Source organism: Leclercia sp. LSNIH8 (assembly GCF_002920195.1).
Classification (GTDB): domain Bacteria; phylum Pseudomonadota; class Gammaproteobacteria; order Enterobacterales; family Enterobacteriaceae; genus Enterobacter.
In genome coordinates, this window is record NZ_PQJY01000005.1 from 22,090 (window position 1) to 37,438 (window position 15,349).

At 57.2% G+C, this 15,349-nt stretch carries 11 protein-coding genes and 3 tRNA genes; 8 read left to right on the forward strand and 6 right to left on the reverse strand.

The window, feature by feature from the left end:
• Positions 1-2: 2 nt before the first annotated feature.
• On the reverse strand, positions 3-737 hold the full coding sequence (locus tag C3406_RS14835; protein ID WP_103177955.1) for a succinate dehydrogenase/fumarate reductase iron-sulfur subunit: 735 nt from the start codon (positions 735-737) through the stop codon (positions 3-5).
• A complete protein-coding gene (frdA, locus tag C3406_RS14840; protein ID WP_103822987.1) occupies positions 730-2,520 on the reverse strand; it encodes a fumarate reductase (quinol) flavoprotein subunit in 1,791 nt (596 codons plus the stop codon). The genes C3406_RS14835 and frdA overlap by 8 nt, the downstream gene beginning before the upstream one ends.
• Before the next feature lie 309 nt (positions 2,521-2,829).
• Here frdA and epmA point away from each other — a divergent pair, with 309 nt between their 5' ends.
• The gene (gene epmA, locus C3406_RS14845; protein WP_103177957.1) at positions 2,830-3,807 is read left to right on the forward strand and encodes an elongation factor P--(R)-beta-lysine ligase; all 978 of its coding nucleotides are present in this window, start codon (positions 2,830-2,832) and stop codon (positions 3,805-3,807) included.
• An 85-nt stretch (positions 3,808-3,892) separates the two neighbouring features.
• Here epmA and mscM read toward each other — a convergent pair whose 3' ends face one another.
• From mscM to rsgA, 3 genes are all read right to left on the reverse strand, one after another.
• A complete protein-coding gene (gene mscM / locus C3406_RS14850) occupies positions 3,893-7,216 on the reverse strand; it encodes a miniconductance mechanosensitive channel MscM (protein WP_103822988.1) in 3,324 nt (1,107 codons plus the stop codon).
• Between the two features lie 17 nt (positions 7,217-7,233).
• On the reverse strand, positions 7,234-8,202 hold the full coding sequence (gene asd, locus C3406_RS14855; protein ID WP_103822989.1) for an archaetidylserine decarboxylase: 969 nt from the start codon (positions 8,200-8,202) through the stop codon (positions 7,234-7,236).
• A gap of 98 nt (positions 8,203-8,300) precedes the next feature.
• The gene (gene rsgA, locus C3406_RS14860; protein ID WP_168191995.1) at positions 8,301-9,353 is read right to left on the reverse strand and encodes a small ribosomal subunit biogenesis GTPase RsgA; all 1,053 of its coding nucleotides are present in this window, start codon (positions 9,351-9,353) and stop codon (positions 8,301-8,303) included.
• 107 nt (positions 9,354-9,460) lie between these two features.
• On the opposite strand from rsgA, the gene orn reads away from it, so the two are divergent.
• The 4 genes from orn to C3406_RS14880 all read left to right on the forward strand — a co-directional run bounded on the left by orn (position 9,461) and on the right by C3406_RS14880 (position 10,606).
• Positions 9,461-10,006, forward strand: a complete 546-nt coding sequence (orn, locus tag C3406_RS14865; protein ID WP_039028434.1) for an oligoribonuclease — start codon at positions 9,461-9,463, stop codon at positions 10,004-10,006.
• A gap of 189 nt (positions 10,007-10,195) precedes the next feature.
• Positions 10,196-10,271: transfer RNA gene (locus C3406_RS14870), tRNA-Gly, on the forward strand.
• A 151-nt stretch (positions 10,272-10,422) separates the two neighbouring features.
• Positions 10,423-10,498, forward strand: a tRNA-Gly gene (locus C3406_RS14875).
• 32 nt (positions 10,499-10,530) lie between these two features.
• Positions 10,531-10,606 (forward strand) — tRNA-Gly (locus C3406_RS14880).
• Positions 10,607-10,876: 270 nt separating this feature from the next.
• Here C3406_RS14880 and queG read toward each other — a convergent pair.
• Positions 10,877-12,016 (reverse strand): tRNA epoxyqueuosine(34) reductase QueG, encoded by a 1,140-nt coding sequence (gene queG, locus C3406_RS14885; protein ID WP_103822990.1) that lies wholly within the window; start codon positions 12,014-12,016, stop codon positions 10,877-10,879.
• Between queG and nnr the strand changes: the two genes are divergently transcribed.
• Genes nnr through amiB form a run of 3 tightly spaced genes read left to right on the forward strand, consistent with a single transcriptional unit; the run spans position 12,015 to position 15,346 of the window.
• Entirely contained in the window at positions 12,015-13,541 is a 1,527-nt protein-coding gene (gene nnr, locus C3406_RS14890) for a bifunctional ADP-dependent NAD(P)H-hydrate dehydratase/NAD(P)H-hydrate epimerase (protein WP_103822991.1), read from the forward strand. The genes queG and nnr overlap by 2 nt on opposite strands.
• Positions 13,534-13,995, forward strand: coding sequence for a tRNA (adenosine(37)-N6)-threonylcarbamoyltransferase complex ATPase subunit type 1 TsaE (tsaE, locus tag C3406_RS14895; protein WP_103177963.1), 462 nt, complete (start codon positions 13,534-13,536; stop codon positions 13,993-13,995). The genes nnr and tsaE overlap by 8 nt, the downstream gene beginning before the upstream one ends.
• 16 nt (positions 13,996-14,011) lie before the next feature.
• On the forward strand, positions 14,012-15,346 hold the full coding sequence (amiB, locus tag C3406_RS14900; RefSeq protein ID WP_103822992.1) for an N-acetylmuramoyl-L-alanine amidase AmiB: 1,335 nt from the start codon (positions 14,012-14,014) through the stop codon (positions 15,344-15,346).
• The last annotated feature ends 3 nt before the right edge of the window (positions 15,347-15,349 follow it).

Sequence of the window (15,349 nt, forward strand, 5' to 3'; positions counted from 1 at the left end):
CCTTAGCGTGGTTTCAGGGTGGCGATAAGAAAGTCTTTCGAACTTTCCACCTTACCCTGTTGGATCGCGGCGGCCGGATCGACATGCTTCGGACAGACTTCCGAGCAGTAGCCGACAAAGGTACAGGTCCATACGCCGTTCTGGCCGTTCAGCTGCGTCATACGTTCTTTCTTACCGTGATCGCGGCTGTCTTCGTTGTAGCGGTGCGCCAGGGTAATGGCTGCTGGCCCGATAAACTCCGGATTCAGGCCAAACTGCGGGCAGGCGGCATAGCACAGACCGCAGTTGATACAGCCGGAGAACTGATGGTATTTGGCCATCTGCGCCGGGGTCTGTTTGTTAGGCCCTTGATCCGGTGTGCGCGGGTTACCAATGATGTATGGCTTAATGGCTTCCAGGCTTTCGATAAAGTGGGTCATGTCGACCACCAGATCGCGCTCAATCGGGAAGTTCCCCAGAGCCTCGACTTTCATGCCCTTCGGGTATTCACGCAGGAAGGTTTTACAGGCCAGCTTAGGCACCTTGTTGACCATCATGCCGCAGGAGCCGCAAATGGCCATACGGCAGGACCAGCGATAGCTCAGGTCCGGTGCCAGATTGTCTTTGATATAACCCAGCGCATCCAGCAGGGAGGTCTGTTCATCGTAAGGGACTTCATAGAAAGCACTATGCGGGGCGCTATCCACTTCCGGGTTATAGCGCACCACTTCGACTTTCAGGGTTTGCATCTCAGCCATTCGCCGTCTCCTTCTTATCGGCTGCTTCCGCTTCTGCACCGTAAACGCGTTTCGCTGGTGGCAGCGTGGTGATTTTCACGTCGCTGTAGTCCAGACGGGTCGTGCCGTCCGCATCGCGATAAGCGAGGGTGTGCTTGAGGAAGTTCACGTCGTCACGCTCGGTGCAGCCTTCATCCAGACGCTGATGCGCGCCGCGCGACTCTTTACGCGCCATGGCGGAGTGCGCCATACATTCGGCAACATTCAGCCCGTGGCCCAGCTCAATGGTGTAGAGCAGATCGGTATTGAAGACGCTGGAGGTATCCGCCACCCGCACGCGTTTGAAGCGCTCCTGCAACTCAGCCAGCTTATCGATGGTTTTCTGCATCAGCTCCGGCGTACGGTAAATACCGCAGCCCTCTTCCATAGAGAGCCCCATCTCATCGCGGATCTTCGCCCAGTTTTCGCTGCCTTCCTGATTCACCAGATTTTTCAGGCGCTGCTCGACATCGGCTGCCTGCGCATCGAGCGCGGCGTCGTTAGCCACACCGGCGGCAGCGGCGCGCGCAACGGCCTGCTCCCCGGCCAGACGGCCAAACACCACCAGTTCCGCCAGCGAGTTTGAACCGAGACGGTTAGCCCCGTGCAGGCCAACGGAGGAGCATTCGCCCACTGCAAACAGGCCCTGAATGCGGGTTTCACACTGCTGATCGGTTTCGATACCGCCCATGGTGTAGTGTGCGGTGGGACGCACAGGAATCGGATCTTTAACCGGGTCGACGCCGACATAGGCTTTGGACAGTTCGCAGATGAACGGCAGACGTTCCAGCAGCTTTTTCTCACCCAGGTGGCGCAGATCAAGGTAGACCACATCGCCGCGTGGGGTAGGGATGGTGTTGCCTTTGCGCCACTCATGCCAGAAGGCCTGAGACACTTTATCGCGCGGACCAAGCTCCATATATTTGTTCTTCGGCTCTCCCAGCGGCGTTTCCGGGCCCATGCCGTAATCCTGCAGATAGCGATAGCCGTTCTTATTGACCAGAATACCGCCTTCACCGCGGCAGCCTTCAGTCATCAGAATACCGGAACCCGGCAGGCCGGTTGGGTGATACTGCACGAACTCCATATCGCGCAGCGGAACGCCGTGCTGTAGCGCCATGCCCATTCCGTCGCCGGTCACAATGCCGCCGTTGGTGTTGTAACGGTAGACACGTCCGGCACCGCCGGTCGCCATCACCACAGCATTGGCGCGGATCTGGACCAGCGTACCTTCCATCATATTCATCGCCACCAGGCCGCGAGCCTGGCCGTCATCGACCAGAATATCGAGGACGAAATGTTCGTCGAAGCGCTGGATCTGGGGGAACTGGAGTGATGTCTGGAACAGGGTGTGGAGCATATGGAAGCCCGTTTTATCGGCGGCAAACCAGGTACGCTCAATTTTCATGCCGCCAAAGCGACGCACGTTGACGCTGCCGTCATCCCGGCGGCTCCACGGACAACCCCACTGCTCAAGCTGGGTCATTTCCGTCGGGCAATGATGGACGAAATAATCAACGACATCCTGCTCGCATAGCCAGTCGCCGCCGGCCACCGTGTCGTGGAAGTGATAATCAAAGCTGTCATGATCCTGCGCGACGGCGGCGGATCCCCCTTCGGCGGCAACCGTATGGCTGCGCATTGGGTATACTTTTGAAATCAGGGCGATTTTAGCGTTCGGATTAGCCTGGGCTGCAGCTATCGCTGCGCGTAATCCTGCTCCGCCAGCGCCTATAATGGCAAGATCGGCTTGAAAGGTATGCACGACATTCCTCCAGATTTTTGATATTCGCATCACGACTACCCTGGGGTAGTGCAGGGCCCCGGAGGGCGAATGCGAAAGCGATTCCACTGCTCCTTTATGGGTAACGCAGTATAGCCGCAGGGAAAGAAGGGAAATTTGACGTGTTCGATTTTTTTGCGGTTATTTCCCTTCATTTATCACTGCAATTGATGAATTGCGTCACGTAATTATTGGAAGTTATGAAAACCCTAAAATTCACTGGGCAAAATTTGTCTCCGCCCTGGGTTGCGAGTAGACTTCGTCCCCTTGTCTGAAATCGGAGAAATTCTCATGAGCGAAACGGCCACCTGGCAGCCGAGCGCATCCATCCCCAATCTGTTAAAACGCGCAGCGATTATGGCGGAGATCCGCCGCTTCTTTGCCGACCGCGGAGTGCTGGAGGTGGAAACGCCCTGCATGAGTCAGGCGACGGTCACGGATATTCATCTGGTGCCGTTTGAAACCCGTTTTGTTGGCCCTGGTCACTCTCAGGGGATGAATCTCTATCTGATGACCAGCCCGGAATACCACATGAAACGCCTGCTGGCAGCCGGATGTGGCCCGGTGTACCAACTGTGCCGCAGTTTCCGCAATGAAGAGATGGGGCGTCATCACAATCCGGAATTCACCATGCTGGAGTGGTACCGTCCGCACTATGACATGTACCGCCTGATGAACGAGGTGGACGACCTGCTGCAACAGGTGCTGGAGTGCCCGGAAGCCGAAACGCTCTCTTATCAGCAGGCTTTCCAGCGTCATCTGGAGATTGATCCGCTCTCGGCTGACAAAACGCAACTGCGTGAAGCGGCAGCAAAACTGGATCTCAGCAACATTGCCGATACCGAAGAAGATCGCGATACGCTGCTGCAGATGCTCTTTACCTTTGGTGTTGAGCCGCAGATTGGTAAAGATCGCCCGACCTTCGTCTATCACTTCCCGGCAAGCCAGGCGTCACTGGCGCAAATCAGCACGGAAGACCACCGTGTGGCGGAGCGCTTCGAGGTTTACTTTAAAGGTATTGAACTGGCGAATGGTTTCCATGAGCTGACCGATGCCCGGGAGCAGCAACAGCGTTTCGAACAGGATAACCGCAAGCGTGCCGCACGCGGCCTGCCGCAACAGCCTATCGACCACAACTTACTGGGTGCGTTAAAAGCGGGACTGCCGGACTGCTCCGGCGTGGCGCTGGGTGTTGATCGTCTGGTGATGCTGGCGCTGGGCGCCGAGCAACTGGGTGATGTGATTGCGTTTACCGTAGATCGCGCCTGACATTTTGTTTGCCCGGCGGCGCTGCGCTTGCAAGGGCCTACGGATTTTGTAGGCCGGGTAAGCGTAGCGCCACCCGGCATTTGCACTACAAACTCCCCGCCGGGCGCTGCTTCGCAGCCGACGTCAACGTTCTTCCCGTCTTACGTCCGTCCAGCGTTTCCAGGCGCATCTGGAACGGTGGGAACGGCATATCGATACCGTGTTCACGGAAGCCCGCCAGTATCAGCTGGTGGATCTCATGACGCAGCGGCATACGATGGCCCATTTCCGCTGCGTAAATACGCAGTTCGAAAATCTGGATCCCCTGCTGTAAATCCACCAGGAACACCTCCGGCTCTGGCGTGCTGATCACCAGCGAGCAGCGCTCGGCCGCCGTGTAGAGGATCTGCGTTACCTCTTCGCTGTTGGCATCCGACGGTGCCGGCACGGTCAGGACCACACGCGTGACGGAGTCAGACAGCGACCAGTTAATAAACTGCTCGGTGATAAACGCCTTGTTTGGCACGATGATCTCTTTGCGGTCCCAGTCGCTGATGGTGGTAGCGCGGGTGTTGATTTTGGTGATGCTCCCGGTCAGATCGCGGATCGTCACGGTATCGCCAATACGAATCGGCTTTTCAAACAGGATGATCAGGCCGGAGATAAAGTTGGCGAAGATCTCCTGCAAACCAAACCCGAGCCCCACCCCGAGCGCAGCAACCAGCCACTGCAACTTAGACCACTCAATGCCGATCATCGAGAAGCCCACCAGCCCGCCAAAGAGCATCAGCAGGTATTTGGTGATGGTGGTGATGGCGTATCCGGTTCCTGGGGTCAAATCCAGATGCTGCAACAGGGCCAGCTCCAGCAGCGCCGGGAAGTTCCGGATCAGCTGGGTGGTGATGATGAAGACCAGAATGGCAATCAGGACTGCGCCGAGTGTAATCGGCTCCAGGCTCTCCACGCCCTGTACCGTCGAGGTCACATCCCAGAGGGTGATGTTCTCCAGGAAGCCAAACGCCGAATGAATTTCCGACCACAGGAAGATAACGGAGAGCAGGGCGATCAGCATCAGGATGGATCGTACCAGCCGCAGGGACTGGGTACTGATGGCATCCAGATCCAGCTCGGTTTCGTCCACCTCCACTACTCCTTCGGTGCTGAGCATATGGGCTGGCTCCTCTTCGCCGCGCGCACGCTGAGCAAGGATTTCGGCCCGGCGGTTTTTCGCCCGGTCGAAGGCCAGACGACGGCGCTGGATCAGCATCCAGCGGCGGATCACGTGGTAGACCACCAGCAGCAGGAACCAGATCGCTACCGACGTCTCGAGACGCGCCAGCAGCGCCTGAGCAGTGGCCAGATAGCCGACGGCGGCCGCGAGGATCGCCGCCAGCGGAGCGCCGAGCAGCAGATTCCACAGCATATGGTTGACCATGTTATCGCCGCTACCCTCTTTGTCGAGATAGAGCGGGATCCCGGCCTTCTTCAGGCTCAGCGTTACCACCGCCAGCGCACCGCAAATCAGCATAAAGCAGAGACGACCCAGCGAGCCGGAAAACTCCCGATCGTTGAGGTTATCAAACATGATCAGCGCCATAATCAGCGGCACGATAAGCCCAATGCTCATCAGGTAGTAGCGCATGGCCCGCGCCACGCGATTACGCGGCCAGCCAAAGTGGGCGACAAACAGCCCGTTCGGGCGCGCGAAGGTGGCGCAGATCATCACCACCCACAGCAGCGGCACGGTAGCCGTTACCCCGAAACCTATCGCCACCGCCAGCGGGTATGGCCAGGCTTCGCGCAGGCCATAACCCAGGGTCATCCACAGCACCGGCAGCGGTGAGGCAACCAGAATCGACCAGAAAACCGTGCGCAGCGTGAGCCAGAAATGATCCTGCGTCACTTTGCCTACACGGGCGCTGGAGCGGTCAAGGAAGCGGGTGAAATGGCGACGTGAATAAATGCTGAATCCGACCAGGATCAGCGCCCCCAGCAGCGGGAAAATCGTCTCCTTGCTGGTGAGCATCATAATGCTGGCTTTGCCAAGCTGGCTGAAGGTATCCAGCGAAATTAAGCGGCGCAGGTCCTGAACAATATCAATCGGCCAGGAGAAGGAGACGGGGCGCACGTCAGAGGTCCAGAACAGATAGCGGTGGGTCGCCTCGTTGACCTCTTTTAACGCATCTTCCAGCTGGCTGTTCGACACTTTCAGTTTGGTCAGTTCGAGCAGCAGCGTATCGCCGCCCTGCAACAGAGAGTTCAGCAGCTCGCGCTGGGTTCTCAGCTGGGCTTCCAGAATCCGGTTTTGTTCGGCGGTCAGCGGCTTGCCATCCGGCTGGTGGATCTGGCGCAACTGGGGCTGCTTATTCAACTGATCTTCAAAGCGCAGACGCTGTACGCGCAGCTGTGCCATTTCGGTATCCAGCTGCTGCGGTTTTGGCATCTCGGGCAGACGGGCAACCTGAGCGCGCAGCGCCTCGCCCAGCAGATTCGACGAACCCAGCCACTGGGACTGTTCGCGAAGGGTATTCAGCGCCTGGCGCACCTGCAGGGTCTGACTGGTTGCCTGACGTTGCTGCGAGGCCACCAGATCCATACGCTGCGCCTGCTGGTTAAGCGCGGCCGAAAGCTCCCGGTTGACTTTGAATTGCTCCACGATGCCGGACGGCAGGTTCTCGCTGTTCTCCGCCAGCATCTCGGTGCTTTCCAACGCCCGCTCAGCTTCACGCTGGCGCTGGCTGTTCAGCTGATTGCGCAGCGCCTGAAGATAAGCGTCCAACTGCTCACCCTGCTTTTTCGCCAGCTCAGAGCGCATACGGGCCAGCTCCTGACGGTTGTTAGCCGAGAGTTGCGCCAGCTCCAGTTCATCCACCAGGGCTTTTAATCTGGCGGATTCCGCCTGCATGCCGAGATTCTGTGCCTGGTTAAGGGGGGTATTGCCGGTTTGCGTCCCGGCCCGGCGTTCAACCTCATTGAGCTGGCGGCGGGCGTCGGTTTGCTGCTGTGGCAGCTGGTTCAGCGAGTCGGCGATATCCCGGGCACGCTCCTGCTCCTGCTGCGCCTGGCGGGTTTTTTCCAGTAGCTGGCTGCTGACCTGCAGGATCTCCTGGTTGAGCGCGTCAGAGGTTAAGCCCGCGGGCACCTGACGCGGCTCTTCACGGATATCGCTCAGCTGCGCGCGCAGGGTTTGAGAAAGTTTGGGGAAATTATCGATAACCTGCTGATACTGCGTGGCACGCTCAAGGGAGCCTTTACGCTCCTCAAGGGCGTTCAGCGCAGCCTGGAGCACCTCTACGGCTTCTGGCTGGGCGGGTTTTGCCGCCTTTGCCTGCTCCAGTTCTTGCGTGATCTGTTTGATATCGGGGGCCGTCGCTGCGTAGGCCCCCATACTGAGGCACCAGGCCATCAGAAAAGTGATAATCAGGCGCACGTCAGTTTACCTTTTGCTTAGCTTACGTCTTTTTTATCGTCGACCAGTGGGCTGGCTTCGTGTTCGGCGGCAATCTCTTCCGCTGGCAGCGGCGCAGGCTCTGCCTCTGTGGTAACGAAGGGCTCTGTTGATACCGCCAGCGGCTGGCCGAGCTTGGTCACAGACAGGCTTTCAAGCTGCTCTACCAGCTTCACTTTACCCGGCGCAAACAGGTTGATAACGGTGGAGCCGAGCTTGAAGCGGCCCATCTCCTGGCCTTTAAGCAGCGCCACGGAACCTTCGCTTTCGCCCGCAGGCCACGTCCAGCGTTTGATGATCCCTTCACGCGGCGGCGTAATGGTGCCCGCCCAGACCGTTTCGATGCTGCCGACAATGGTCGCACCCACCAGAATCTGCGCCATCGGGCCAAACTCGGTGTCGAACAGGCAGATAACGCGCTCGTTACGGGCAAACAGGTTCGGTACGTTTTGCGCGGTGAGGTGATTAACCGAGAAGAGATCGCCCGGCACGTAGATCATCTCGCGCAGGATACCGTTGCACGGCATATGCACGCGGTGGTAGTCGCGTGGCGACAGGTAGGTGGTAGCAAACGTACCGTTGCGGAACAGATCCGCCATCAGGTAGTTACCGGCCAGCAGGGCTTCCAGGCTGTAGTTGTGGCCTTTAGCCTGCAAAATTTTGTCGTTTTCGATAGCACCCAACTGGCTGATCACGCCGTCGGCAGGCATTACCAGCACGTTCGGGTCTGTATTCAGGGGGCGTACTTCATCGCGCAGTGGACGCACGAAAAAATCGTTGAAGGTGCGGTAGCTGGCGGTGTCCGGCTTCTGCGCTTCACGCATATCGACCTTGTAATATTTCACGAACAGATCGATTACCAGCTTAGTCAGCCAGCCCGCTCGTTTGCTTGCGCCCCAGCCCGCCAGGCGAGTGAGCCACAGTTTCGGCAGAATGTATTGAAGCGAAAGTTTAAATGAGTTTAACAAGGTAGCCTCCAGGCCATTGTTTTGTCGTTCCTGAGCCGGCTGTTAAACAGCCGGAACCTGAAAAAAGGGGACGATTTTAGCGACGCTTAGCTTAGTTGTCAGTCATCAGATTCAGAAAAGCTTTTACGCGTTTTTACCTGAGCCATGCTTTCGAGAATGCGGTGGTAGTTTTCAAAACGGGTTTCCGCAATTTCACCGTTTTCGACCGCTTCACGAATGGCGCAGCCCGGGTCGTTGTCATGCTTACAGTCGCGATATTTACACGCGCCTAAGTAGTCGTGGAATTCGACAAAACCGTTAAAGATTTGTTCCGGTTCAAGATGCCAAAGACCAAATTCACGCACGCCGGGGGAGTCGATCACATCGCCGCCGTGCGGGAAGTGATAGAGGCGTGAAGCGGTAGTCGTGTGCTGGCCAAGACCGGAGGTGTCGGAGACATCGTTAGTCAGGATCTCCTGCGGCAAGCCAAGCAGATTATTCAGCAGGCTGGATTTGCCCACCCCGGACTGGCCCGCAAAGATGCTGATGCGATCGGTCAACGCCTCTTCAAGCGGCTTCAGGCCATCCTGAGTGCGGCTTGAGACCATCAATACGCGATAGCCAATCTTGCGATAGATATCCATCTGCTCGTTAACAAATGCGGTGCCTTCGGCGTCGAGCAGATCAATCTTATTCAGGACGATCAGCGGCTCAACCTGCAGGGTTTCACACGCGACGAGATAACGGTCGATAATGTTCAGCGACAGTTCGGGCAGAATGGCCGAGACAATGACAATCTGATCGATATTGGCGGCAATCGGTTTTACGCCGTCGTAAAAGTCGGGGCGGGTTAATACCGACGAGCGCTCGTGCACGGCTTCGACGATACCTTTCACCGTCACGCCTTCAGCAGCGGCTTTACCGGGGCGCCATACTACGCGGTCACCCGTTACCAGCGAGCGGATGGTGCGACGAATGTTGCAGCGGTGAACGTCGCCGTCGGCAGACTCCACATCAGCATGCATACCGAAGCGGCTAATCACGATGCCTTCCGCGGGCTCGCCAAACAGGTTGTCGTCGTAGTCGACCTTCTCTGAAGTGGTTTTAAGGCGGCGCTGATGGTTGGCTTTAACGCGGCGCTGCTGCCCTTTGGAGAGTTTATTTTTACTCAATCGTGCTGGCTCCTGGTCGCCCATATTGGGCAAAACCTCTATGATACACACTAATTAATAGTAGTTAACCTGCCACGGCCGGTTATGCGAGAAGGGTGGAAAATAACATGAGTGCAGATGAAAACAATCTGATTTGGATCGATCTGGAGATGACCGGGCTTGATCCCGAGCGCGATCGCATTATTGAGATCGCCACGCTGGTCACGGACGCGAACCTGAATATCCTGGCGGAAGGGCCGACCATTGCCGTGCACCAGTCCGACGAACAGCTGGCGCTGATGGATGACTGGAACGTGCGCACCCACACCGGCAGCGGGCTGGTGGATCGCGTGAAAGCCAGCACCCAGGGCGACCGCGAAGCCGAACTGGCGACAATCGAATTTCTGAAGCAGTGGGTACCGCAGGGAAAATCACCGATTTGTGGCAACAGCATCGGCCAGGATCGCCGCTTTCTGTTTAAGTACATGCCGGAACTCGAAGCGTATTTCCACTACCGTTATCTGGATGTCAGCACCCTGAAAGAGCTGGCGCGTCGCTGGAAGCCGGAAATTCTCGACGGCTTTAAGAAGCAGGGTACCCACCAGGCCATGGATGACATCCGTGAGTCGGTGGCGGAGCTGGCCTACTACCGCGAACATTTTATTAATTTATAAGCGATCTTTCCGGCAGGCGTGCGCCTGCCGGGGTATAACGCTTTAAATCTGCACAATGTGACGAATATTGCAGCACTTGAACTAAATTTATAAAAAAACGCTTTTTGGGGGGTTGCAGCAGAAAGGATTTCTCGTATAATGCGCCTCCCGTAACGACAGAGAATTCATCGTTACGACAGCACAGATTTTGCGGGAATAGCTCAGTTGGTAGAGCACGACCTTGCCAAGGTCGGGGTCGCGAGTTCGAGTCTCGTTTCCCGCTCCAAATCTGTTCGCTGAGAAGTAAGACCACCAATCGCAGGATTTCAGGTTGCAACAAGGCGGCAACTGAACGAATCCTTAGGAGCTTACTAAAGTAAGTGACTAAGGTGAGTGAAGGCAGCCAACGCAGTGGCGTCTTGAAAGACGAAGATTAAGCGGGAATAGCTCAGTTGGTAGAGCACGACCTTGCCAAGGTCGGGGTCGCGAGTTCGAGTCTCGTTTCCCGCTCCAAAATTTGTTCGCAAAGAAGTAACACCACCCAAGCGGGAATAGCTCAGTTGGTAGAGCACGACCTTGCCAAGGTCGGGGTCGCGAGTTCGAGTCTCGTTTCCCGCTCCAAATTTTTTCTCCTCCTCCAGATATCCACCGCGGAAAGCCCCGCCGGGGACGACTTGTTTCATTTCTGACAAACTCTTCTTAACAGACTTATCCACAGGTTGATCTCTTTTTACCGAATATTCGGAAACTTCGCCTGATGAATAGTAACGTTTTAATATCTTGAAATTTATAAAGAAAATTTCATTTCAAAATGTTAGCTCGATCACTTGACCAATAGCCAGAACCAGTCTCTCTCTGCCTTTTAATTTTTATTCACAGGCTGTGGAAACATCATGCATCTCTCGGAAGCCCCTTTTCGACGACCCTTACCAGCCTGAGTTTCTGCGGAGATTGCACCTCAACCACGCAGGCATTTCGTTTGGCGATCTGCTGCGCAACCGCCCACTCTATGTGTTCATCGAGCAGTGGGTGCTCACCTCGGCGACTTTCCAGCGCCCGGAGATGGGCTTCATCCCAGGGGGCATTTCCCAGCGCAACGGCGATATTACGCAGCCAGCGGATGTGACCAATACGGCGAATCGCCGATCCTTCCGTCACTTTCAGGAACCAGGCTTCGCTCCAGGCAAACAGCTCTGTCAGCGGCGGCGCGTGCAACGCCTTGCGCGGGCTGAAGTCGTCCTCTTCCGTTAGCTGTGAATAACGATTCCACGGGCAGATCAGCTGACAATCATCGCAGCCGTAAATGCGATTGCCGATTAACGGCCGAAACTCTTCCGGGATCGCCCCTTCCAGTTCAATGGTCAGGTAGGAGATGCAGCGGCGGGCATCGACGGTATAGGGCTCGACAATGGCGCCGGTAGGGCAGATGGTCATACAGGCCACACAGCGGCCGCAGCCTTCTTCGACCGGCTTATCCACCGGCAACGGAATATCCACCAGCAGTTCCCCCAGGAAGAAGAACGATCCGGCATCGCGGCTGAGGATAAGTGAGTGCTTACCTGTCCAGCCGAGCCCGGCTTTTTCCGCCAGCGGGCGCTCAAGAACAGGCGCAGAATCGACAAAAGGTCTAAAATTCAGCGTGGCGCACTGCTCCTGAATCATTTCCCCAAGCTTTTTGAGCCGGTTACGCAACAGTTTATGATAGTCACGCCCCAGGGCATAACGGCTGACATACCCCAGAGAGGGGTTCTTCAGCGTACTGGCAAAAGCGGCTCCGGTGGGAAGGTAGTTCATACGCACGCTGATCACGCGCAGGGTTCCCGGCAACAGTTCATGCGGGCGGGCGCGCATCATGCCGTGACGCGCCATCCACTCCATCTCGCCGTGGTATTGATTATCCAGCCATGCCTGCAGTTTGGGCTCGCTGGCAGAGAGATCGGTATCGGTGATACCCACGTGTTGAAAACCAAGCTCAGCGCCCCACTGTTTAATGTTTTGCGCTAACTGATTGAGATCGAGGGGCTGTGACATGACGGACCATACTGTGAAGAAAAACCCCGCAAGTATACCACACTCTGTCTGGCCTGCGGACGACCTGCGGCGCGCCGAAAAAGAGGCGGCAGACAGTCTGGGTATAACCCTTTATGAACTGATGCGACGTGCGGGTGAGGCAGCGTTCACCATTGCCCGTACCGCTTATCCGCAATCCCGCCACTGGCTCATCCTGTGCGGTCATGGCAATAACGGTGGCGATGGCTATGTCGTCGCCCGACTGGCGCTTGCCGCGGGCATTACCGTCACGCTGCTGGCGACAGAGAGTGACAAACCGCTTCCGGAAGAAGCCACAAACGCGCGGCAAGCCTGGCTGGATGCGGCGGGGATTATCCACGCTGCGGATACCCCCTGGCCGGAAGGCATCGACCTGATTGTTGACGGCCTTCTTGGAACAGGTTTGCGCAGCGCGCCTCGCGACGAGGTTGCCGGATTGATCGCCCACGCTAACCAGCATGCGGCGCCCATCGTTGCGCTGGATATTCCCTCCGGGTTGGTTGCTCAGACGGGGACCACGCCAGGCGCGGTCATAAATGCCGACCATACGGTGACGTTTATTGCTCTTAAACCGGGCCTGTTGACCGGTAAAGCGCGCGATGTGGTGGGCTCGCTGCATCATCACGCGCTTGGCCTGGAGGGCTGGCTCGCCGGGCAGGAGACCGCCATCACCCGCTTTGATGCCTCGCATCTGGCGCAGTGGTTGCCGCCACGCCGTCCAACCTCCCATAAGGGCGATCATGGCCGGCTGGTGATTATCGGCGGCGACCATGGCACAGCGGGCGCTATTCGCATGACCGGCGAAGCAGCACTGCGCACGGGGGCTGGGCTGGTGCGCGTCCTGACCCGCCGCGAAAATATTGCCCCGATCGTTACCGCCCGGCCTGAACTGATGGTGCATGAACTGACGCCGAAGGTGCTGGATGACAGTCTGCAATGGGCCGATGTGGTGGTGATTGGCCCAGGTCTCGGTCAGGAGCCGTGGGGGAAAGAGGCACTACGCAAGGTCGAAAACTTTCGCCATGCGATGCTATGGGACGCTGACGCGCTGAACCTTCTGGCAATCAACCCAGATAAACGTCACAATCGCATCCTGACGCCGCACCCCGGCGAGGCCGCGCGGCTGCTTAACTGCAGCGTTGCAGAAATTGAAAGCGATCGCTTACATTCTGCCCAGCGTCTGGTAAAACGTTACGGTGGTGTTGTCGTCCTGAAAGGCGCCGGTATCGTCGTCGCCAGCGAGAGCGGAGAGGCAGGCATCGTGGATGTCGGCAATGCCGGAATGGCGAGCGGCGGAATGGGCGACGTGCTTTCCGGTATTATTGGCGCGTTGCTTGGACAGAAACTGGCGCTTTATGATGCCGCCTGCGCAGGCTGCGTCGCGCATGGTGCAGCAGCCGATCGGCTGGCTGACCACTATGGTACGCGCGGCATGCTGGCAACCGATCTTTTTGACACGCTAAGGCGTGTCGTTAACCCGAAAATAACTGACGTAGAAAATGATTAATCGCGTGATCCCTTTACCCGACGAACAAGCAACTTTAGATCTCGGCCAGCGCGTGGCGCAGGCCTGCGAGGGCGCAACCGTCATCTATCTGTATGGAGACCTGGGCGCGGGTAAGACCACCTTTAGCCGGGGCTTCTTACAGGCGCTGGGGCATCAGGGTAATGTGAAAAGCCCGACCTACACGCTGGTCGAGCCCTACACCCTGGAAAACCTGATGGTCTACCACTTCGATCTTTATCGCCTTGCCGATCCTGAAGAGCTGGAATTTATGGGGATCCGTGACTACTTTGCCAACGATGCCATTTGTCTGGTCGAGTGGCCGCAGCAGGGTACCGGTGTGTTACCTGAACCCGATGTTGAAATTCACCTGGAGTATCAGGCGCAAGGGCGTGAGGCCCGCGTGACTGCTCTCTCCGCATCAGGAAATTCGATACTGGCGCGTTTAGCCGGTTAAGTTAAGAGATAACGGGATGATTAATCGCGTTAAAAGTTGGCTGATAGCTGCAACGGTGCTGTTTTGCGCACAGGCCGGGGCGGCAACGTTGTCCGATATTCAGGTTTCCAACGGAGACACTCAGGCCCGGATCACCTTCAGCTTTATGGGCGATCCTGAGTATGCGTTTTCCCAGGACGATAAGCGCAGCGTCGCGCTGGATATTAAACAGACCGGCGTTATCAAGGGGCTGCCGTTACAGTTCAGCGGCAACAACCTGGTGCGCAGCATTCGTTCCGGTACGCCAAAAGACGCGCAGTCCCTGCGTCTGGTGGTTGATTTAACGCAGAACGGCAAGACCCGGGCGGTAAAGCAACAAAACGGCGCGAGCTATATGGTGGTCTTTACCATCAACGCCGATGCACCACCGCCACCTCCGCCGCCACCGGTCGTGGTGAAGCGGGTGGAAGAGCCTGTCGTTGCACCGCGCCCTTCGGAGCCCGCACGAAATCCGTTTAAATCCGGCAGCGATCGTATTACCAGCGTCACCAGCAGCAACACGGTGACCCGTCCCGCGGTGCAGGCACGCCCGGCAAGCGGCGATAAAGTTATTATCGCCATCGATGCTGGACACGGTGGCGATGACCCTGGCGCCATCGGGCCGGGGGGGACGCGTGAGAAAAACGTGACCATCGCCATTGCCCGTAAGCTGCGGACCCTGCTGAACGACGACCCGATGTTTAAAGGGGTGTTAACCCGTGACGGTGACTATTTTATCTCGGTCATGGGCCGTTCAGATGTGGCGCGTCAGCAGAATGCCAATTTCCTGGTCTCTGTGCATGCCGATGCGGCTCCAAATCGCAACGCGACGGGGGCATCCGTATGGGTACTTTCCAACCGTCGCGCCAACAGCGAAATGGCAAACTGGCTTGAGGAACATGAAAAGCAATCCGAGCTGTTAGGCGGGGCGGGCGACGTGCTGGCGAACAGCCAGTCGGATCCCTACCTGAGCCAGGCAGTACTGGATTTACAGTTCGGCCATTCCCAGCGTGTCGGGTATGATGTAGCGACTAACGTCCTGAATCAGCTGCAAAGTGTCGGTTCCCTGCATAAGCGCCGCCCGGAACATGCCAGCCTCGGTGTGCTGCGTTCGCCGGATATTCCGTCCATTCTCGTGGAGACGGGCTTCATCAGTAATAACGGTGAAGAGCGCCTGCTGGCCAGCGACAGCTACCAGCAGCAGATTGCCGAAGCGATTTATAAAGGCCTGCGTAAGTACTTTGATGCGCATCCGCTCCAGTCTGCCCCACAGGGTGGGGCGGGGCAGACCGCCAGCGCCATGTTACCGGGCGAGTCAACCTCGACCAATTAAGGA

What these genes read in the sequence shown, in the direction of transcription:
- amiB (WP_103822992.1), top strand. Translation starts at nt 14,012, where the DNA reads ATGATTAATCGCGTTAAAAGTTGGCTGATAGCTGCAACGGTGCTGTTT.
- epmA (WP_103177957.1), top strand. Translation starts at nt 2,830, where the DNA reads ATGAGCGAAACGGCCACCTGGCAGCCGAGCGCATCCATCCCCAATCTG.
- tsaE (WP_103177963.1), top strand. Translation starts at nt 13,534, where the DNA reads ATGATTAATCGCGTGATCCCTTTACCCGACGAACAAGCAACTTTAGAT.
- C3406_RS14835 (WP_103177955.1), bottom strand. Translation starts at nt 737, where the DNA reads ATGGCTGAGATGCAAACCCTGAAAGTCGAAGTGGTGCGCTATAACCCG.
- orn (WP_039028434.1), top strand. Translation starts at nt 9,461, where the DNA reads ATGAGTGCAGATGAAAACAATCTGATTTGGATCGATCTGGAGATGACC.
- queG (WP_103822990.1), bottom strand. Translation starts at nt 12,016, where the DNA reads ATGTCACAGCCCCTCGATCTCAATCAGTTAGCGCAAAACATTAAACAG.
- nnr (WP_103822991.1), top strand. Translation starts at nt 12,015, where the DNA reads ATGACGGACCATACTGTGAAGAAAAACCCCGCAAGTATACCACACTCT.